General features: G+C 35.6%; 16 protein-coding genes. 5 read left to right on the forward strand and 11 right to left on the reverse strand.

Annotated elements, in window-relative coordinates; all coding sequences use genetic code 11:
- The first annotated feature begins 86 nt into the window (after nucleotides 1-86).
- Genes QFA95_RS00100 through hemE form a run of 3 tightly spaced genes read left to right on the forward strand, consistent with a single transcriptional unit; the run spans nucleotide 87 to nucleotide 7200 of the window.
- Nucleotides 87-4712: a glutamate synthase-related protein gene (locus tag QFA95_RS00100; RefSeq protein WP_486462819.1), complete on the forward strand. Its 4626-nt coding sequence runs from the start codon at nucleotides 87-89 to the stop codon at nucleotides 4710-4712.
- Complete coding sequence (locus QFA95_RS00105) at nucleotides 4712-6139, forward strand: glutamate synthase subunit beta (protein ID WP_486462820.1); 1428 nt, start codon at nucleotides 4712-4714, stop codon at nucleotides 6137-6139. The genes QFA95_RS00100 and QFA95_RS00105 overlap by 1 nt, the downstream gene beginning before the upstream one ends.
- Before the next feature lie 2 nt (nucleotides 6140-6141).
- Entirely contained in the window at nucleotides 6142-7200 is a 1059-nt protein-coding gene (gene hemE / locus QFA95_RS00110) for a uroporphyrinogen decarboxylase (protein ID WP_486463459.1), read from the forward strand.
- On the opposite strand, the gene QFA95_RS00115 is transcribed toward hemE, so the two are convergent.
- Genes QFA95_RS00115 through QFA95_RS00145 form a run of 7 tightly spaced genes read right to left on the reverse strand, consistent with a single transcriptional unit; the run spans nucleotide 7197 to nucleotide 14273 of the window.
- Nucleotides 7197-8759, reverse strand: coding sequence for a cation acetate symporter (locus QFA95_RS00115; protein WP_486462821.1), 1563 nt, complete (start codon nucleotides 8757-8759; stop codon nucleotides 7197-7199). The two genes, hemE and QFA95_RS00115, sit on opposite strands and share 4 nt — an antisense overlap.
- Nucleotides 8756-9019: a DUF485 domain-containing protein gene (locus tag QFA95_RS00120; protein ID WP_486462822.1), complete on the reverse strand. Its 264-nt coding sequence runs from the start codon at nucleotides 9017-9019 to the stop codon at nucleotides 8756-8758. Before QFA95_RS00120 ends, QFA95_RS00115 begins: the two co-directional genes overlap by 4 nt.
- Before the next feature lie 32 nt (nucleotides 9020-9051).
- Nucleotides 9052-9900 (reverse strand): radical SAM protein, encoded by an 849-nt coding sequence (locus QFA95_RS00125; RefSeq protein WP_486462823.1) that lies wholly within the window; start codon nucleotides 9898-9900, stop codon nucleotides 9052-9054.
- Between the two features lie 46 nt (nucleotides 9901-9946).
- Nucleotides 9947-11662 carry an alpha-amylase family glycosyl hydrolase gene (locus QFA95_RS00130; protein ID WP_486462824.1) on the reverse strand — a complete coding sequence of 572 codons (1716 nt, stop codon included), beginning with the start codon at nucleotides 11660-11662 and terminating at the stop codon, nucleotides 9947-9949.
- On the reverse strand, nucleotides 11646-12869 hold the full coding sequence (locus QFA95_RS00135; protein ID WP_486462825.1) for a glycosyltransferase family protein: 1224 nt from the start codon (nucleotides 12867-12869) through the stop codon (nucleotides 11646-11648). Before QFA95_RS00135 ends, QFA95_RS00130 begins: the two co-directional genes overlap by 17 nt.
- Entirely contained in the window at nucleotides 12862-13611 is a 750-nt protein-coding gene (locus QFA95_RS00140) for an HAD-IIB family hydrolase (protein ID WP_486462826.1), read from the reverse strand. Before QFA95_RS00140 ends, QFA95_RS00135 begins: the two co-directional genes overlap by 8 nt.
- Nucleotides 13612-13646: 35 nt before the next feature.
- Complete coding sequence (locus QFA95_RS00145; RefSeq protein WP_486462827.1) at nucleotides 13647-14273, reverse strand: cytochrome b; 627 nt, start codon at nucleotides 14271-14273, stop codon at nucleotides 13647-13649.
- Between the two features lie 68 nt (nucleotides 14274-14341).
- Here QFA95_RS00145 and QFA95_RS00150 point away from each other — a divergent pair, with 68 nt between their 5' ends.
- Nucleotides 14342-15220: a quinoprotein relay system zinc metallohydrolase 2 gene (locus QFA95_RS00150; RefSeq protein ID WP_486462828.1), complete on the forward strand. Its 879-nt coding sequence runs from the start codon at nucleotides 14342-14344 to the stop codon at nucleotides 15218-15220.
- 26 nt (nucleotides 15221-15246) lie between these two features.
- On the opposite strand, the gene QFA95_RS00155 is transcribed toward QFA95_RS00150, so the two are convergent.
- A complete protein-coding gene (locus tag QFA95_RS00155) occupies nucleotides 15247-15654 on the reverse strand; it encodes a DoxX family protein (RefSeq protein WP_486462829.1) in 408 nt (135 codons plus the stop codon).
- A 56-nt stretch (nucleotides 15655-15710) separates the two neighbouring features.
- On the opposite strand from QFA95_RS00155, the gene QFA95_RS00160 reads away from it, so the two are divergent.
- Entirely contained in the window at nucleotides 15711-16148 is a 438-nt protein-coding gene (locus tag QFA95_RS00160) for a GNAT family N-acetyltransferase (protein WP_486462830.1), read from the forward strand.
- Here the strand turns inward: QFA95_RS00160 and mutY are convergent.
- From mutY to thiC, 3 genes are read right to left on the reverse strand one after another with little or no spacing between them, the layout of a single operon-like run.
- Nucleotides 16137-17147, reverse strand: coding sequence for an A/G-specific adenine glycosylase (mutY, locus tag QFA95_RS00165; RefSeq protein ID WP_486462831.1), 1011 nt, complete (start codon nucleotides 17145-17147; stop codon nucleotides 16137-16139). The two genes, QFA95_RS00160 and mutY, sit on opposite strands and share 12 nt — an antisense overlap.
- Entirely contained in the window at nucleotides 17148-17942 is a 795-nt protein-coding gene (locus QFA95_RS00170; protein WP_486462832.1) for an undecaprenyl-diphosphate phosphatase, read from the reverse strand.
- Nucleotides 17943-17948: 6 nt separating this feature from the next.
- Complete coding sequence (gene thiC / locus QFA95_RS00175) at nucleotides 17949-19838, reverse strand: phosphomethylpyrimidine synthase ThiC (protein ID WP_486462833.1); 1890 nt, start codon at nucleotides 19836-19838, stop codon at nucleotides 17949-17951.
- Nucleotides 19839-19842 lie beyond the last annotated feature (4 nt).

Here is a 19842-nt window from a genome sequence, read left to right on the forward strand (position 1 = left end):
AATAAGCCCCTCATAACCATTGAATTTACTGGATAAAACCAGTATTATTGTTGGTTCGGCTCATTTAAAACAACAGATAAAAAGTTATGGCAAAAAAATTAAATATTGAGAAGCAAGGTCTTTATAATCCATCCAATGAACATGATGCATGTGGTGTTGGATTTGTGGCAAATATCCATGGCAAAAAAAGTCATGAGATTGTTGAACAAGGCCTAACTATTTTAGACAACCTCACCCATCGAGGAGCGACTGGATACGATCCTAAACTCGGTGATGGCGCTGGTCTGTTAAGCCAAATCCCTCATGAATTTTTCGTAGCTGAAGCAAATAAAGTAGGTTTTAAACTGCCAGAATTTGGTCACTATGGCATCGGGATGCTATTTCTCCCTCAGAATGACACACTTCGAAATGAAGTGGAGAAACTTATTGAAAAAATAGTAGAAGAAGAAGGACAATCAACGCTAGGCTGGAGAAATGTCCCAGTGGATAATTCTGATATCGCTGATGCTGCTAAAGATGTTGAGCCAGTCATCAAACAAATTTTTATTCATCGAAGTGATGAATGCGAAAAACAAGCGGCTTTTGAAAGAAAACTGTTTGTTATTCGAAAAAGAATTGAAATTGCTGTTAATAAATCGAATCTTGAAGATAGCGCTAAGTTTTATATTCCATCGATGTCATCAAGAACGATCGTCTACAAGGGTATGTTATTAGCGGCAGAAGTGGGAGTTTACTTTAAAGACCTCAAAGATGAAAAATTCACCTCTGCCATTGCATTAGTTCATCAGCGTTTTTCAACAAACACTTTTCCTTCATGGGATCTTGCCCATCCATTCCGAATGATCGCTCACAATGGAGAAATCAACACGGTTCAGGGGAATGTGAATTGGATGCATGCGAGGCATGAGACTATGAAGTCGATGTTACTCGGTGAGGATTTAGAAAAATTATGGCCATTAATCGAAGATGGACAATCTGATTCAGCATGTTTTGATAATTGTTTAGAGCTTCTAGTTGCTGGAGGTTACAGCTTGCCGCATGCCATGATGATGTTAATACCTGAGGCATGGTCTGGAAATCCTTTGATGGATAAGGAAAGAAAAGCTTTTTATGAATATCATGCAGCACTGATGGAGCCATGGGATGGACCTGCAGCAGTGGCATTTACTGATGGTCAAATGATTGGCGCTACGCTTGATCGAAATGGATTACGACCAGCAAGATATTTGATGACGGATGATGGCGTTGTCATGATGGCATCCGAGATGGGTGTTCTAACTTTTCCAGAAGAGAAAATTATTAAAAAGTGGCGATTAGAGCCTGGCAAGATGTTGTTAATTGATACCGTTGCTGGCAGAGTTATTGACGATCAGGAAGTTAAAAAACTTTTATCCTCTGCCAAGCCTTACGAAAAATGGATTAATGATTCAAGATTTTTCCTTGGTGATTTGGATAAGGTTGATGAATCGCAAACAATGTCTCAACCAATTTTAGATATTCAGCAAAGTTTTGGCTATTCTCAAGAAGACATCAAATTTATTTTACAACCTATGTTTGAGTCTGGTCAGGAAGCATCAGGATCAATGGGTAATGATGCAGCCCTTCCAATTTTATCTAATAAAGCAAAATCTTTATATAACTATTTCAAACAATTGTTTGCACAAGTAACGAATCCACCAATTGATCCAATCAGAGAAGAAATCGTGATGTCGCTGGTGACTTTTATTGGACCTAAACCAAACCTTTTGGGTATTGAAGAAACAAATCCACCATGGCGCCTTGAAGCCAGCCAGCCTGTATTGAGTCTTCAGGAATTAGAGCAACTAAAATCAATCGAACAATTAACCAGCGGCCACTTCAAATCAAAAGTGATTGATATCACTTATGAAAAATCATCTGCAGAAAATGCCGAATCAAGAATGCAGCAAGCTTTAGAAAATGTTTGCATGGATGCAAATCAAGCTATTCATGATGGTTACAATATCCTAATTTTATCTGACCGTAACGTTTCAAACGATCGAATTGCCATTCCTGCACTTTTAGCTTCATCTGCAACACATCAGTTTTTAGTGCATGCAGGCAATAGAACAAAAACCGGACTGATCGTCGACACTGGCTCTGCTAGAGAGGTTCATCATTTTGCATTGCTTGGAGGTTATGGAGCTGAAGCGATATGTCCATGGCTTGTGTTTGAAACTATGAAAGAAATTACGGATGATTATGATCAGGCACAAACTAATTTTGTAAAAGCGGTTGGTAAAGGTTTATACAAAATTATGTCGAAGATGGGTATCTCCACATTTCAGTCTTATTGTGGGGCGCAAATTTTTGAAGCAATTGGTTTAAATTCAAAATTTATTGAAAAATACTTTACTGGCACAATAACAAATATTGAAGGAATTGGTTTAGTCGAAGTTTCTGCAGAAGCTGAAAAATTACATAGTGATGCATTTGGAAACGATCCTGTTTTAGCCAATGCGCTTGATGCGGGTGGAGAGTATGCCTTCAGAATCCGTGGTGAGCAACACATGTGGAATCCAGAATCCATCGCAAAATTGCAGCATGCTACTCGAAAAAAAGATTTTCAAACATATAAAGAATATGCCGAATTGATTAATAATCAATCCGAGAGATTCATGACATTAAGGGGCTTGTTCCAATTTAAGTCCTCCAATAAGTCAATTTCTATTGATGACGTTGAGCCAGCCACGGAAATTGTTAAACGATTTGCAACGGGTGCGATGTCATTAGGCTCTATTTCAACCGAAGCACATACCACTTTAGCTATTGCAATGAATCGTATTGGTGGAAAATCTAATACGGGTGAAGGCGGTGAAGATAAAAAAAGATTTATACCGCTGACGAAAGATTCCAGCTTGGAAGAAATGTTTGGTAAAGATTTAATTGAAGCAAATATTCAGCTTAAAAAAGGGGACTCTTTACGGTCTAAAATTAAGCAAGTGGCTTCCGGCCGCTTTGGAGTAACCGCAGAATATCTTGCGGCAGCAGATCAAATTCAAATTAAAATGGCACAGGGTGCGAAGCCTGGCGAAGGCGGTCAGCTTCCTGGCCACAAAGTGAGTCCATATATTGCTCAGCTAAGATTTTCTGTTCCAGGCGTTGGCTTAATTTCACCACCACCTCACCATGATATTTATTCAATTGAGGATTTGGCTCAGTTAATTCATGACTTAAAAAATGCAAACCCACAGGCTGATATATCAGTAAAGTTGGTGTCTGAGACTGGTGTCGGTACCGTTGCAGCTGGAGTTGCGAAGGCAAAATCAGATCACATTGTGATCGCTGGTCATGATGGGGGTACGGGTGCTTCACCACTTTCATCCATTAAGCACGCAGGTACTCCATGGGAGCTTGGGCTTGCAGAAACACAACAAACTCTAGTGCTTAATAAGTTACGAAGCCGTGTCATTTTACAAGTGGATGGTCAAATGAAGACCGGCCGAGATGTTGTCATCGGAGCACTATTGGGTGCCGATGAATTTGGTTTTGCAACTGCACCATTAGTGGTGGAAGGATGCATTATGATGAGAAAATGTCATTTGAATACATGTCCTGTAGGCGTGGCGACCCAGGATCCTGAGTTGAGAAAAAGGTTTACAGGTCAACCAGAACATGTGGTCAATTACTTCTTCTTCATCGCAGAAGAGGTAAGAGAAATTATGGCTGAATTGGGCGTTAAAAATTTCAATGATCTCATTGGTCGTTCAGACTTTTTAGATATGCAGACTGGCATAGATCACTGGAAAATTCATGGTCTAGATTTTACAAAAATTTTCTATCGTCCAGAATTGTCAGATGAAGTTGGTACATATCATCAAGAAACACAAGATCATGGACTAGACAAGGCACTTGATCATGAGCTAATTAAGCAAGCAAAAGGTGCGATTGAAAATAAAGGCTCTTGTATCATTAATACCCCAATTACTAATATTAATCGAACTGCGGGGACCCTTCTCTCTCATGAAATTGCAAAAAGATATGGAAACGATGGGCTTCCTGAAGACTCAATTCAGGTGAATTTATCTGGAACCGCAGGGCAAAGTTTTGGTGCTTTTTTAGCAAAAGGGATCACATTTAATTTAGAGGGTGAAGGTAATGACTATGTTGGCAAGGGTTTATGTGGGGGAAAAATCATTATAAAACCTCCAAAAACATTCAATGCAAAAGCATCTGAAAATATCATTGTTGGTAATACAGTGATGTACGGAGCCACATCAGGAAAAACATTTTTCAGCGGGATTGCTGGAGAAAGATTCTGTGTTAGAAATTCTGGAGCCAGCGCTGTAGTTGAAGGGGTTGGTAATCACGGTTGTGAATATATGACTGGTGGAACAGTTGCAGTGCTTGGACCTACAGGTCAAAATTTTGCAGCAGGTATGTCAGGTGGCGTAGCTTATATATTTGATGTCGATAAAACGTTTGAAGCCAATTGTAATAAATCAATGGTGACCTTAGAAAAAGTTTTACCTGCGAGCACACAATCGATTGAGGCTCAACATTTAAATCAACCAGATGAGGTGATCTTAAAATCTTTAGTCACTGATCATTTTAAATATACTAATAGTGCAGTGGCAAAACATATTCTTGATAATTGGGATGATATGTTGAATCATTTTGTAAAAGTTATGCCAAATGAATATCGAAGAGCGCTTAATGAGCTGCAAGAAAAAATGAATAAGGAAACAGTTTAATGGGAAAAGCAACAGGATTTTTAGAATTTGACAGGCTATCTGAACAAAATATTCCTCCTCATGAGCGAGTAAAGAATTATAAAGAGTTTGTTCTACACTTAACGGATGAAGAAGCCAAAGTCCAAGGTGCCCGATGCATGGATTGCGGGATTCCTTTTTGTAATAATGGATGCCCTGTAAATAATATTATTCCAGACTGGAATGACCTGGTGTATCGTCAAAATTGGGAAGAAGCAATCAAGGTGCTTCATTCTACTAATAACTTTCCTGAGTTTACTGGAAGAATATGCCCAGCCCCTTGTGAGGCTGCTTGCACATTAAATATTAATTCCGATGCGGTTGGCATTAAATCAATTGAACATGCAATTATTGATAAAGCATGGGAGCTAGGTCTGGTAAAACCTCAGGTAGCAGATAAGAAAACTGGCAAAAGAATTGCCATTGTTGGTTCTGGACCAGCGGGTCTAGCCGCAGCGCAGCAGTTAGGTCGCGCAGGCCATGATGTAGATTTAATGGAAAAAAATGATCGCATTGGTGGACTTCTTCGTTATGGAATTCCGGACTTTAAAATGGAAAAATTTCATATTGATCGACGAATGGAGCAGATGGCTGCTGAAGGGGTTAATTTTTTAACCAATCATAACGTCGGTGAAAATATTAATCCTGATGATTTAATTAAGGATTATGATGCGGTAATTTTATCGGGCGGCGCTGAATGGCCGAGAGATCTCCCTGTACCTGGAAGAGAGCTTGAGGGCGTTCATTATGCTATGGATTTTTTACCCTCTCAAAATAAAGTTGTTGCTGGAGACAAGTTATCAGAGCAAATTCTAGCGACAGATAAACACGTGGTGGTGATTGGTGGCGGCGATACCGGTTCTGATTGTGTTGGGACATCTAATCGTCATGGTGCAAAATCAGTGACGCAATTTGAATTGATGCCACAGCCCCCTGAAAAAGAAAATAAATCGATGGTCTGGCCATACTGGCCGCTGAAGTTGAGAACCTCAAGCTCACATGAGGAAGGTTGCGATCGAGATTGGTCTGTCGCTACCAAAGAATTGATTGGTGAAAATGGAGTTGTAAAAGAATTGGTCGCTAGTCGAGTTGAATGGAAAGATGGCAAGATGGCTGAAATACCAAACTCAGAGTTCAGAATTAAAGCGGACCTGGTGTTATTGGCAATGGGTTTTGTTAGCCCCCAACAATCGATACTTGAAAAATTTGGTGTTGACAAAGATGCTCGTGGCAATGTTAAAGCGGATACTGAAGGGAAAAAAGCTTACTTTACGTCTCGAGACAAAGTGTTTGCAGCTGGGGACATGAGAAGAGGTCAATCATTAGTTGTATGGGCAATTCGTGAAGGTAGACAATGTGCGCATGCAGTTGATGAGTTCCTCATGGGAAGCACCTCGCTACCTAGATAATTATTATGAATCTATTAAATGATTCATTTCTTAAGACTTTAAGACTTGAAAAGACATCTTACACTCCCGCATGGATAATGAGGCAAGCAGGGCGGTACCTGCCTGAGTATAGAGAAACTCGAAAAAATGCTGGGTCTTTTATGGATCTTTGTCGAAATACATCTTTTGCAACTGAAGTCACCATGCAGCCCTTAGAGCGCTATCCTCATTTAGATGCTGCTATTTTATTTTCTGATATTTTGACCATACCTGACGCAATGGATCTGGGATTAAATTTTCTTCCTGGTGAGGGCCCCACATTTTCGGACCCGTTAATCGATGAATCATCCGTACACAAACTCGACATTCCATCCATGGAAAAACTATCTTACGTTTTTGATGCTGTTCATTCAATTAAGCATGCTTTGCAAAACAAAGTCCCCCTTATTGGATTTGCTGGAAGTCCATGGACTCTTGCAACATATATGGTTGAAGGTAAAGGTGGAACAGATTTTTTGAATATCAAAAAAATGGCATATGAGCGAGATGATTTAATGCAGCATATTTTAAAAATTAATGCGGAAACTGTTAGTCAATATCTAGCTGAACAAATTAAGGCAGGAGCAGATGCGGTCATGATTTTTGATTCATGGGGTGGAGCGTTAAGTCATATGGAATATGAAAAATTATCATTGAATTACATGAAAGTAATTATAGACAATCTTAATATGCTTGGCTTTGATGATGTGCCAAAAATAATATTCACCAAGGGCGGTGGACAATGGATTAATCAACAATTAAAAGTTGGATCCAATGCAATAGGTCTAGATTGGCAAACCAGTTTAAAAACAGCTAGAGAATTAACAAAAGATCAAGTGGCACTTCAAGGAAATATGGATCCAGCAATTCTCTTAGGATCGGATAAAAAAATTGAAGAAACAGTAAAATCAGTAATAGATGATTACGGCCATGGTGAAGGTCATATATTCAATCTTGGACATGGTATTACCCAATTCACTGATCCTGCAAAAGTAACATTAATGCTCGATGTGTTGAAAGAGTATAGTAAAAAATACCATTAATGTTTTTTACCCTCTTCAATCCCAATCCCAGTTATTGATCGATAGAATTGTTCTTGAAATCCTTTTTTATCTTTAATTGCCTGATTTGATCGATCTGATAAAGATATACAAATAACAAAGAAGAATGTTGTAGTCATAGAGAACAAAGCTGGATACTTATAAGGGAAAATAGCTTCACTGAAATTGAATACATCTACCCATACAACAGGACTTAAGATAACTAACGCAATGGTCACTAGAAGACCAATTAGCCCGCCAAAAAAAGCCCCCCTTGTTGTTAGATTCTTCCAGAACATAGATAAAAATATAATTGGAAAATTAGTGCTAGCTGCTATAGCAAAGGCAAGCCCGACCATAAAAGCAATATTTTGCTTTTCAAATATGATGCCTAGAAAAATTGCCAAAATACCTAGAAAAATCGTTGCAAGTCTTGAAACAAGTAATTCTTTTTTCTCATTTTTGTTTGAAGAATTAATCACATTTGCGTAAATATCATGAGATATGGCTGATGCACCGGCCAAAGTTAACCCCGATACAACAGCTAAGATAGTAGCAAAGGCAACGGCTGAAATAAATCCTAATAATACATCACCACCAACTGCATGAGCCAGGTGAATTGCAGCCATATTATTATTTCCAATCAGCCCACCCTCAGGATTAAGATAGTCAGTATTGGAGCCAATAAGAATAATTGCTCCAAAGCCAATGATGAATGTAAGAATGTAAAAATATCCTATAAAGCCGGTTGCATAGACTACCGACTTTCTTGCCTGTATGGAGTCTTTAACTGTAAAAAAACGCATTAATATGTGTGGTAATCCTGCCGTCCCAAACATCAGTGCTAAACCCAAAGATATGGCAGAAATTGGATCCTTAATAAGGCCTCCCGGATTAAGAATTTTTGAGCCTAATTCATGATTATTCACCGCGGTAGAAAAAAACAAATTAAGATTAAAATTGAATTGATATAAAACCAGAATAGATATTACCGTCGCTCCTAAAAGAAGCAAAACAGCCTTAATGATTTGAACCCAGGTTGTTGCAATCATTCCGCCAAACGTCACATACAAAATCATCAACCCACCAACAATGTAAACAGCTAAATCATATGGGAGACCAAATAAAATTTGAATTAATTTTCCTGCACCAACCATTTGTGCAATAAGATATAGAGAGACTGTTGCTAGAGAACCTAGTGCTGATAATGTTCTAATAGGTTTTTGCTGAAGTCGATAGGATGCGACATCTGCAAAGGTATATTTCCCCAAGTTTCTTAATGGCTCCGCAATTAATAAGAGGACTATAGGCCATCCCACTAAAAATCCAATTGAGTAAATCAGCCCATCAAAACCAGTCGCAAATACAAGGCCTGAAATACCCAAAAAGGATGCAGCCGACATAAAATCACCTGAAATGGCTAAGCCATTTTGAAAGCCAGATATATTCCCACCTGCTGTATAGAAAGAATCTCGGTTTGAGATTTGTTTCGCTGCCCAATAGGTTATATAAAGCGTCACTAAGACAAAAAGTAAAAATAAACTAACAGCAATAGTATTCATGACGTGATTTTTTTGATCTCTGGCTCTATATATTTATTAGATAAAAATACATATACAAGGGTCACGATGAATATGATAAGAATTAATAAGAAACCAAAAATGATCCCATAAGAGATTGAGGAATTAGTAAGTTGCTGACCCAATAGTTCAGGAAAATAAGCTATAAAGATAATAAATAAGAAATAGGAAAATATGATTGTAAATAACAGCGGTAGAATAATTTTCTTTTTGATACTTATAAGATTACTAATATCTTTCATGATGTAAATATAACATTATTAACAAAACATAATCATGGAAAAACATCGATTTTAATAGTCAATTCTTTTTCTAATATGCTCTTTATATTATTGAGTTCATCTAAAGATAATCTCTCAATGGTAATGTCTTGATTATTTTGTAAAGAGGGTCTTGCCAGGCTATAAATATCAATTTTTTTAACTATATGCTCGTAAGGCTTAATTAATCTGGAATAATTTTCTAAAAAATCGTTTGCTGGAAGCTGATGATTAATTTTTAAAAAACAAGTTTGAATTACTGTCTGACAGGCATCTGCACATATTTTTAAATGATTGATCATTGAATTAGGATCTAAATTAACCTGATTAATTCGTTTTATAGAATCTTCATCAGCGGCATCAATTTTGAACCAGATCTCTCCATGATGTTGATTAATAATATTCAGACATTCTTTTTTTTTGCTAATGAAACTTCCATTTGTAATTAAACGAATAGGAATTTTATCAATGAGGCTAAATTCTTTTAAACAATCAATGATAACTTCTAACACGTTCAAAAATTCTGGAGCTGCTGTCGGTTCCCCATTTCCTGATAAAGCTACATCAGCAAAAGTTGTATCAGGAGGAGTATTATCTTGAATAAAGGTAGAGTTAATGATTTGATTAACCCAAAAGTTTAATTCATCTTTTAATAAATCAATATCGACGGGTTCTGGCCCTCCCCTTGTGAGATTTGGAATTTCACAATAAATACATTGCCAGTTACAAGCATTATTGGTATTGAGATTAACTCCTAAGGATAAACCTCCTGCTCTCCTTGAGACAACCGGATAAACATATTTTGAATCAAATATATTCCTATCATGGTCTTCAACATGAAGGGTGTACGTTTTTTTATTCATGACTTCAATTATATCTAATTTTAAGCCATCATTAATTTACAACAAATTAATAATTACTGATCCACATAGTTTGATATGGCTTTAAAGAAATCTTTTTAGATTCAATTTTCTTATTTGAAATAAGATCGATCCAATTTTTATTGAAAATTAAATTTATTTCATTTAGATCCACTGGCTGTTTCTGGCTAGTAATATTGCACAAGACAAAAATACTTTGTTTTCTATTTTGACATTGCCTCCACAAGGCAAATATTTTTTCTCCAAGATTTAATGTAAATTGGGTTGCATTCGGATGAAATGCAGGTTGTTTTTTTCGGATAGAAATTAAAGAATTAAGTTGTTTTAAGACAGCAGAATTGATCGTTTTTTTATTCATCTTATTTCTTAAGTCTTTTAAGTCATATCGTTTTCTATTAATACTTCTTTTTTGTTTTGATGATTGCATTCCAGAGTAGTCATTTTCTGTTCCAAAAAAACTATGAACATAGATGGCAGGAATTCCCTCGAGACTAAGCATAATGGCATGTGCGCATATGAATCTTTCGATTTGAAAATTATCTAGATTATCAATTGTTCCCTTAAGCGCATCAATGAGAGCAATATTAATTTCATATGGTTTATTTTTATTTTCAACTTTGCGGTAAGAAACTTCACCCCCAAATTCTTTCATTCTTCTTAAGATAGCTTTGATATTTTTCTCAGATATCAAACCTTCTGCAGGTCTTATTCCAATCCCATCATGGGAAGCAATAAAATTAAAGTAAGTAGTTCCTTCCATTGGGGGAGGCATAGACATCAACCATTTTCTTAAAATGGTTGAGTTACCATAAAGCATCGAATAAAGAATTAGCGGTGGAAGTGAAAAGTTATATATTAATTGAGCTTCATTACCATTTCCAAAGTAATCAAGATTCTCTTTATTAGGCAGGTTCGTCTCTGTAATTAAAAATGTCTTTTGTGAGCTAGCATCTAAGAGTAATCTGAATAACTTAATAATTTCATGAGTCTCATTGAGATTAATACAATTGGTATCAAGTTCTTTCCAAAGAAATGCCACAGCATCTAATCTTAAAATTGAAATACCCTGGTCCAGATAAAATTTAATAATTTTTAAAAATTCAATTAGAACATCTTTATTTTTAAAATTTAAATCTACTTGATCCCTACTAAATGTGCACCATACAAATTTTTCACTTTTCTTTGTTTTAAAAATTTGCAATAAATCATGACTTCTGGGTCTCACGATTTTAGAAGTATCAAAATTATCCTTATAATCTAAAAAATAGTTTTTCCCTGGAAGTTGATTATTTAAAAATTGCTGAAACCATTCCGATTGACTAGAACAATGGTTGATTACAAGATCAGCCATAATTTTATACTTTAAGGAAAGCTTTTTTATATCACTCCAGGTAGCTAATCCTTTTTTAATTTTTAGATAATCAATAACAGCAAAGCCATCATCTGAACTATAGGGAAAAAAAGGTAGGAGATGGATGATTGATACATTATCTTGAAGATAAGCGTTTAGAACTTGTTCCAAAGTCTGAATATTTTTTTCATCATTATTGTAAAAAGTATCTAGATAGGTAATTAAGGCAACATCTGATTCATCCCATCTATTTTGAATTACATATTGTTTAGGTAATTTTTTTTCAAAAAAAATAGAAAAAATTTTATTAGTTAAATGGATATTATTTGATTTGGGATAAATGATATTGAGGTGGTTAAAAATCTGGTCACAGATTTTATTTTGAAAACTCATTCATATCCTCTGTAACTGCTGATATAAATTCTTTTTGTAATCCCGGAATAGCACTATTAACCCTTGTCCAGGATGGAATAAATGGGGTTTCCATTGGATTGTCAAGGTAGCTATTTCCAGCATCAAGAATATTTTGTGCAAACATTTCAACAGCTTTTTCTTCAGAATGAATATCTAATTTAAGTCCATTCATCAGTGCATCATTGTTATAAGTTTCAATAAAATCTAGCGCAATACGAAAATATGTAGCTTTGATCGATCTGAAAGTTTCAGAATTGAAGACATGTCCATTAGTGGCAAGTTTTCTGAAAATAGATTTACATATATCAATGGACATCTTTGATAATCCTTTTTCTTGATCATCTAGACTTAAATCCTGATGTTTGTGATCATAATGATCGGCAATATCAACCTGACATAAATGATTATTGGAGTAATTTCTATTCACTTCAGAAAGAACACCTATTTCTAAACCCCAGTCACTTGGAATACGAATATCATTAAGTACTTCAGTACGCATTGAAAATTCTCCAGCAAGAGCATATCTAAAACTGTCTAAGTAATTTAAATATTCATTGTCATTAAAGATTTTTTTTAAAGAACGGATCAAAGGTGTGACTAGAAGACGGCAAACTCTGCCATTAATTTTTTCATTGGCTACTCTCGAATAATAGCCTTTACAAAATTGATAGTTAAAATTTGGATTAGCAACTGGATAAATTAGACGTGCCAGTAATTCTCGGTTATAAGTCACGATATCGCAATCATGCAGGGCTACTGATTTTGCACGGCCGTCCGCAAGGACAAATCCAAAACAGAACCATACATTTCGCCCCTTACCTAACTCCTTTGGTGATAAACCAAACGTTTTGAGATTTTCATCTATATTTTTTAAGCGTGGGCCGTCGTTCCATAAGACAAAGTGTTTTTGAGGGAGCTGGTTGAAAAAATGTAATGCATACTTGTACTCTTCTTTGGTCGCTTGATCTAACCCGATGACAATGGAGTCTAAATAATGGACCTTTTTTAACTCGTCCACAATTAGTTGAAGTGCTGGTTTTTCAAGTTCAGAAAATAAGCTAGGCAAGACCAATGTCATTGGCCTTGATTTTGCAAAAGACATTAGATTTTTTTCTAAATCATCTAAGGACTGTGTTCTTAAATTATGAAGGGTGCTGATAATCCCGTTTTGGTAAAAATCACTCATTATTTAATACTTTCATTATTTCTTGATTCCAACCAGAGGGGCCACACATTTCACTCAAGACCCAATCTGATCTTTGCAAGTGCTCATTATTATTTTTAATCAATATCTTAATATCACATGCGTTAATCATACTAATATCATTTTCACCATCTCCCAATGCAATGCTGATAAATTTTGTTTGATAGTCATTTTCGAGAGAGTTTTTGATCCATTTTAGTGCTTTTGCTTTATCGTGGTGCGATGAAATGGTTAAAAATCGACCACCTTGAGTTGAATTTAGCCCTAATTGATGAATTTTTTCCAAAAAATCATTTTTTCTTTCTTGATCATCTAACCAAATAATGGGTTCTGAAAACTGCCTTTGTTGAGAGAGCTTGGCCTCCTCTTCTGTCAACCCAGTATAGTGAATCGCCTGCTCAATTGTTAGTAAAGAGTAACAATTAAAATTAAAAGTTTTTTGCAAAGGCGTTATTTTGTCGTGAATTTCAGTTAAGTTAATGCCAAAGCTAAAAACTTGATTGTTATAAAAAACACCTGATCCATTTTCAAAAATGAAAGGATCTTTAAGAGTTAGATGGGACTGTATTCTTTCGATTTCAGTTCTAGTTTTACTTGAGCTGAGGATTAAAGGAATCTGACGAGATTTAATTATAGAAAGAGCCTCCAAAGCTGGATCAAATGTGTATGTTTTATGATCGAGAAGAGTCCCATCTAGATCTGAAAAAATAATGTAATTCCGCATAGGAATTTGAAATTGTTAACAGTAAAAAGTTTGAATTATTTGTGGAACCACATTCTTTTGAGGACGCCATCTTTATTGACTATGGCATGTTTAAGTGCACCAGCAAAATGAAGAATAAAAAATAATAATAGAATTAGTCCAAATATTTCATGAAATTCTTTGAATAAATCTCTAAGCGTTTCATTATCTATGCCAGGAAGAAATGGGATACCAAACCAATGAACGCCATATTTACTGCCAACCGACATAATGATTCCACTAAGCGGTATTAAGAACATTAATAGATACAGTGCATGATGAGCTGCGGTCGCTAATTTAATTTCGAATGGACTCATCGAGGATAGCATTTTTGGTGGTTTATGAGTCAAACGCCAGTATATTCTGAATAACACAAGAAAGAATATGGTTACCCCAATAGATTTATGTAAGTTGAAATAAAAGGTTCTAATTGAAATTTCTTTTGATGTTTCAAAAGTAATGAGTCCTAGATCAAAGAGATCAAAGCTTGAAACTTTAGGTCCGCCTTTTGGGAGTTCATGCATGTACCACCCAAGGACAAACATAAAAAGAATAGCAATAGCAAGTAACCAATGCAGCAAGATTGCTACGTTGTTGTACCTGTCTTTTTTTGGACCAAAATAACTATTTTTAACTTTTGCCATATTAGGGATATTATAGACCATATCTAAAAAATCAATACGTATTGCAGATGTATAAAAAAATCTTTTTTTTGTTGCTTCTTGTTATAAATATAAATGCACATGCATTCGTGCAAGAAATTGGACCCGGTGTGTTCGTTCATATTGGTAAACATCTTGATGTTGACGAGGGTTATGACGGAGATATCTGTAACATTGGCTTTATTGTTGGTGAAGAATCTATTGCAGTTATTGATACTGGTGGAAGTTATCTTGTTGCAAATAAACTACTTAAATACATATCTGATAACTTTAAACAGCCTGTTAAATTTGTTATCAATACTCATGCACATCTTGATCACGTCTATGGAAATGTCGTTTTTTCGGATGCAGATATATATGGCCACAAAGATTTATCAAAGGCATTAAAATCAAGAGCGGATATTTATCAAGGCATTAATGAAAGGTATTTAGGAAAAATTTCCGACCGAAGCCCTTTGATATTGCCTAATAAATTAGTTGATATCAACAAACCTGAATATATTGATCTAGGCAATAGAAAAGTTAGACTTGAAGCCCACCCAATTGCTCATACAGAATCAGATTTAACCGTTTTTGATGAAAAAACTAAAATATTATGGTCTGGCGATTTAGTTTTTAGTGAAAGGACGCCTGTTGTTGATGGCGATATCCATGGTTTTATTAATGTATTAGAGGATTTAAATAAACAGGAGATTGATTTGGTGATTCCAGGTCACGGACTTCCCTCGTCGAAGCAATATGCAATTCAACCAATGGTGGAGTATCTTATTATATTAAGAGATGACATCAGGCAATTTATAGATAATGGGGAGTCACTTGAATTTGCAATAGACAATGCAGCTAGTTCACAAAAAGATCAATGGCTACTGTTTGATATTCAAAACAAAAGAAATGTAAATCGTATTTTTCCGATGATGGAATGGGAATAAAAATTTTATTCCCATCACGGCATCAATTATTTTTTTGATAGTTTTTGATCAAGGCTGCATCCAGTATTTTCTGGATGTGCACCAACTAAGAGAAGTCCACCTGCAATAGCAATATATAAAAGGCTCATAATCAATACGGGCTGACCTTGCATGGCATTCATGAAGTAAATCAATGCCCATAAAATAGAATAAGCAGATAAAACATACGCAGAAATTTTAGTTTTATAACCTAGAATGAGAGTAAGTCCACCTAAGAACTGCACCAGAATACTAATCGGTGCCATAATCCCTGGCAGACCTCTTGCTCCAAGCATATCTTGATACATTCCATAGCCACCTGGTGTAGTGATGATATTATTTAGAATAAATAAAATAGAAATAAAGAAGATTTGGGCCAATAGGATTCTTGATATAAGTCCAAAGTGTTTAGTCATTTATATTTCCTTATGATTAATTAATTGATTATGATGATGCCTTTAAAATAAAAACTATGCAAGTTAACAAGAAAAAATTTGTTCTCTTATCCTGGGTTAAGGATATTCAAATTATCAAAGATATTAGATTAGAAGTTTTTATCAAAGAACAAACGATTCCAGAAAAACTTGAGTGGGATCAAGATGATGAAGGGGCACATCATTTTGGAATTATATCTAACGAAATTTTAATTGCCTATGCAAGAGCGCTGATTAAACAAAACATTCATATAGGGCGGATGGCTGTAAGAAAAGAATTTAGACGAGCGGGGTTAGGTTCTTTTTTGTTATCAAATATTATTGATCATATTGATGGTTGGAATCATTCAAAAAAAATTATGTTATCAGCGCAAGATCAAGCGATCCCTTTCTATGAAAAAAATTTATTTCAAATTAGAGGGGACAAATACTTGGATGCTGGAATTATTCATTACGATATGGAGTTAGTTCGATAAATTAATCATCAGAGACTTAATAGGAGCTGGAAGACCAAGGTCTGAAATTTCTTTCCAGTCAAACCACAATCCATCAACCATCAAATCTTTTTTGTTAGTAATTTTAATTAAAAAGTATTTGTACTTTAATCGATAATGCGAAAAGACGCATTGCCTTTCGCCTTGTTTGTGAATAATATATTTTTTGCTTAAATAGTTTTGCTGAGGCGGTAACCATAACCCATTCCAAACCCCTGCCCGATTTTTGACTAACAGTATTTGTTTATTACATTCATAAATATAAAATTCGGTCGATCGATCCGCCTGGGTTTTTGTTTTATTTTTTAGAGGAATGCTTCCGGTTAGATTATTTTTTTTTGCAATACATGTCTGATTTATAGGACAGGAATCACATTGAGGTTTTTTCGGAGTACATAATGTCGCACCAAAATCCATAATGGCTTGAGTATAAATGTCAATGTCATTATCAGGCAATAGCTGTTCACTGATGTCCCACAAATGTTTCTCGGTTTTAGTTAAATTTATACTTTCTTGAATACCAAAAAAACGGCTTATCACTCGCTTGACATTGCCATCTAAAATGGCAAATTTTTTTTTATAGCAAAATGACAATATTGCACCAGCCGTTGATCTGCCTATCCCAGGAAGTTGAATCAGGTTTTCATAGCTATCTGGGAATCTGCAGGAGAATTGGACAGCAATAATTTTTGCGGTTTTGTGTAAGTTTCTCGCTCTTGAGTAAAATCCAAGCCCACTCCAATAGCCCATGACTTCATCTTCAGTGGCTTCTGCTAAATCACCAATGGTTTTAAATCGATCAATAAACTTAATATAAAAAGGAATGACGGTGCCGACCTGTGTTTGTTGGAGCATTATTTCTGATATCCAAACCAAATAGGGGTCTTTATTTTTCTGCCAAGGCAGATCATATCTTCCATGATGCCTATGCCATTCTAAAATTTTATCTGAAAATTTTTTTTTGGACTGAGAAGCTATCATTTAGTAAAAAAGAATTAAGAAAATAATTCCGACAATAATTCGATAGTAGGCAAAAATTTTAAAATCATTATGCGCAACAAATTTTATTAATAATCTCACTACAATAAGGGCAGATGCGAAAGCTGTGATAAAGCCAATTAAGAAAAACCAAAAATCATTCGTGGATAATAAATGTAAGTTTTTTAATAAATCATAGAATGAAGCAGCGAACATAATAGGGATTGCTAAAAAAAATGAAAATTCAGTAGCTGTTTTGCGGTCTAGTTTAAGGAGTAGACCTCCCATGATTGTGGCTCCAGATCTTGATGTTCCAGGAATTAATGCTAAACATTGAAACAATCCAATACCAAGAGATTGCTTGTAAGAAATACTGTCAACAGTCTTTGTTGATCCAATATTGGCTCTTTTTTCAATGAGTAAAATTAATATCCCACCAATAATCAAAGCAAAGCTTACAGTAATAGGATTAAATAGAAATATTTTGATCACATCATGAAATGCTAAACCTACGATTGCAGCAGGGAGAAATGCCAGAAAAATGTTTAAAAAGAATGTTTTTGATTTCTGATCTGAAAAATGAAGTGTTTTTTTAAGCAACTGTATTCTGTATTCATAAATGATGGCCAATATTGCACCCAGTTGAATAAAAATTTCAAAGACTTCAATATTGGAATGATTGGCGTTAATGAGATGAGCTCCAATGATCAAATGACCAGTGGAGCTGATCGGTAAAAACTCTGTGAGACCCTCAATAACTCCTAATATAAATGCTTGAATAAAGAAAATTAAGGTCATTAAAGTTTAAACTTTTTGGTAAACTTCAGAACCTTTTTTTACAAACTCTATAGATTTTTGTTCCATTCCATCCTTCAGAGCTTCTTCTTCTGAGATACCTTTTTCTTTGGCATACTCTCTAACATCTTGCGTAATTTTCATCGAACAGAAGTGTGGCCCACACATAGAGCAAAAATGAGCCTGTTTAGCACCTTCTTGAGGAAGTGTCTCATCATGAAATTCTTTTGCTTTTTCAGGATCAAGGCTTAAATTGAATTGATCTTCCCATCTAAATTCAAATCTTGCTTTAGAAAGGGCATTATCACGAATTTGTGCACCTGGATGACCCTTCGCAAGATCTGCAGCATGCGCAGCAATTTTGTAGGTAATGATTCCTTCTCTAACATCTTCTTTATCAGGAAGACCGAGATGCTCTTTTGGCGTAACATAACAAAGCATCGCGCATCCATACCACCCTATCATTGCGGCACCAATTCCAGATGTAATATGATCATAGCCAGGAGCAATATCTGTAGTGAGAGGCCCTAAGGTATAGAAGGGAGCTTCATGACAATGCTCTAATTGTAAGTCCATATTTTCTTTAATCATATGCATGGGGACATGGCCTGGACCTTCAATCATGGTTTGTACATCATGTTTCCAAGCTATCTTAGTGAGTTCGCCTAATGTTTTTAACTCAGCAAATTGAGCTTCATCATTAGCATCATAAATTGAACCAGGACGTAATCCGTCACCTAGACTAAAACTCACGTCATAGGCTTTCATAATTTCACAAATGTCTTCGAAGTGTGTGTAAAGGAAAGATTCCTTGTGATGTGCTAAACACCATTTGGCCATGATTGAACCACCACGACTGACAATTCCAGTCATTCGTTTAGCCGTCATAGGAATGTATTCCAGTCTAACACCGGCGTGAATAGTGAAATAATCGACGCCTTGTTCAGCTTGTTCGATTAAAGTATCTTTAAAAATTTCCCATGTCAGATCTTCAGCCTTACCATCCACTTTTTCCAAGGCTTGATAGATTGGAACTGTTCCTATAGGAACAGGACTGTTTCTAACGATCCATTCACGTGTCTCATGAATATTTTTACCTGTAGATAGGTCCATAACGGTATCAGCTCCCCATCGTGTTCCCCAAACCATTTTTTCAACTTCTTCACTGATACTTGATCCTAGTGCGGAATTTCCAATATTGGCATTAATTTTGACTAAAAAATTCCTACCGATAATCATGGGTTCAGTTTCGGGATGATTGATATTTGCTGGAATGATAGCTCTTCCCTTAGCGACTTCATCTCTTACAAATTCAGGAGTAATTAATTTTGGAATCGAAGCACCATAACTTTGACCAGGATGCTGTGTTTGAATGAACTCTGAAATTCCCTCTCTTCTTTGGTTTTCACGAATTGCAATATATTCCATTTCAGGAGTAATGATTCCTTTCTTGGCATAATGCATTTGTGAAACGTTTTGCCCAGACTTTGCTTTTAGTGGTTTTCTTTTTAAATTAAAACGCATTTTTTCAAGCTCTGGATCATTTTGTCTTTCTTTGCCAAAATCAGAGGTTGGTCCATCTAATTCTTCAACATCCGCTCTATCAAGTATCCATTGGGATCTTAAGGCTGGTAAACCATTTCGAATATCAATTTGATATCCAGGATCTGTATATGGACCAGATGTATCATAGACCACCACAGGATTATTTTTTTCAGCACCAAATTGAGAAGCAGTATCTGAAAGACTTATTTCACGAAAGGGAACTTTAATATTTTGGTTTCCTTCCACATATATTTTTTTTGAATTTTTGAAAGAGTGTAAGGCATTGGGATCAATCGCGGCATCTGATTTATTAAAATCGGGATGTTGATTGATATTTTTGTCTGGTGCGTTCATTAAG

The organism is Candidatus Methylolitoribacter marinus (assembly GCF_051853155.1).
Classification (GTDB): Bacteria; Pseudomonadota; Gammaproteobacteria; order Burkholderiales; family Methylophilaceae; genus BACL14.

What these genes read in the sequence shown, in the direction of transcription:
- QFA95_RS00100 (WP_486462819.1), top strand. Translation starts at nt 87, where the DNA reads ATGGCAAAAAAATTAAATATTGAGAAGCAAGGTCTTTATAATCCATCC.
- QFA95_RS00105 (WP_486462820.1), top strand. Translation starts at nt 4,712, where the DNA reads ATGGGAAAAGCAACAGGATTTTTAGAATTTGACAGGCTATCTGAACAA.
- QFA95_RS00115 (WP_486462821.1), bottom strand. Translation starts at nt 8,759, where the DNA reads ATGAATACTATTGCTGTTAGTTTATTTTTACTTTTTGTCTTAGTGACG.
- QFA95_RS00120 (WP_486462822.1), bottom strand. Translation starts at nt 9,019, where the DNA reads ATGAAAGATATTAGTAATCTTATAAGTATCAAAAAGAAAATTATTCTA.
- QFA95_RS00125 (WP_486462823.1), bottom strand. Translation starts at nt 9,900, where the DNA reads ATGAATAAAAAAACGTACACCCTTCATGTTGAAGACCATGATAGGAAT.
- QFA95_RS00130 (WP_486462824.1), bottom strand. Translation starts at nt 11,662, where the DNA reads ATGAGTTTTCAAAATAAAATCTGTGACCAGATTTTTAACCACCTCAAT.
- QFA95_RS00135 (WP_486462825.1), bottom strand. Translation starts at nt 12,869, where the DNA reads ATGAGTGATTTTTACCAAAACGGGATTATCAGCACCCTTCATAATTTA.
- QFA95_RS00140 (WP_486462826.1), bottom strand. Translation starts at nt 13,611, where the DNA reads ATGCGGAATTACATTATTTTTTCAGATCTAGATGGGACTCTTCTCGAT.
- QFA95_RS00145 (WP_486462827.1), bottom strand. Translation starts at nt 14,273, where the DNA reads ATGGCAAAAGTTAAAAATAGTTATTTTGGTCCAAAAAAAGACAGGTAC.
- QFA95_RS00155 (WP_486462829.1), bottom strand. Translation starts at nt 15,654, where the DNA reads ATGACTAAACACTTTGGACTTATATCAAGAATCCTATTGGCCCAAATC.
- QFA95_RS00160 (WP_486462830.1), top strand. Translation starts at nt 15,711, where the DNA reads ATGCAAGTTAACAAGAAAAAATTTGTTCTCTTATCCTGGGTTAAGGAT.
- mutY (WP_486462831.1), bottom strand. Translation starts at nt 17,147, where the DNA reads ATGATAGCTTCTCAGTCCAAAAAAAAATTTTCAGATAAAATTTTAGAA.
- QFA95_RS00170 (WP_486462832.1), bottom strand. Translation starts at nt 17,942, where the DNA reads ATGACCTTAATTTTCTTTATTCAAGCATTTATATTAGGAGTTATTGAG.
- thiC (WP_486462833.1), bottom strand. Translation starts at nt 19,838, where the DNA reads ATGAACGCACCAGACAAAAATATCAATCAACATCCCGATTTTAATAAA.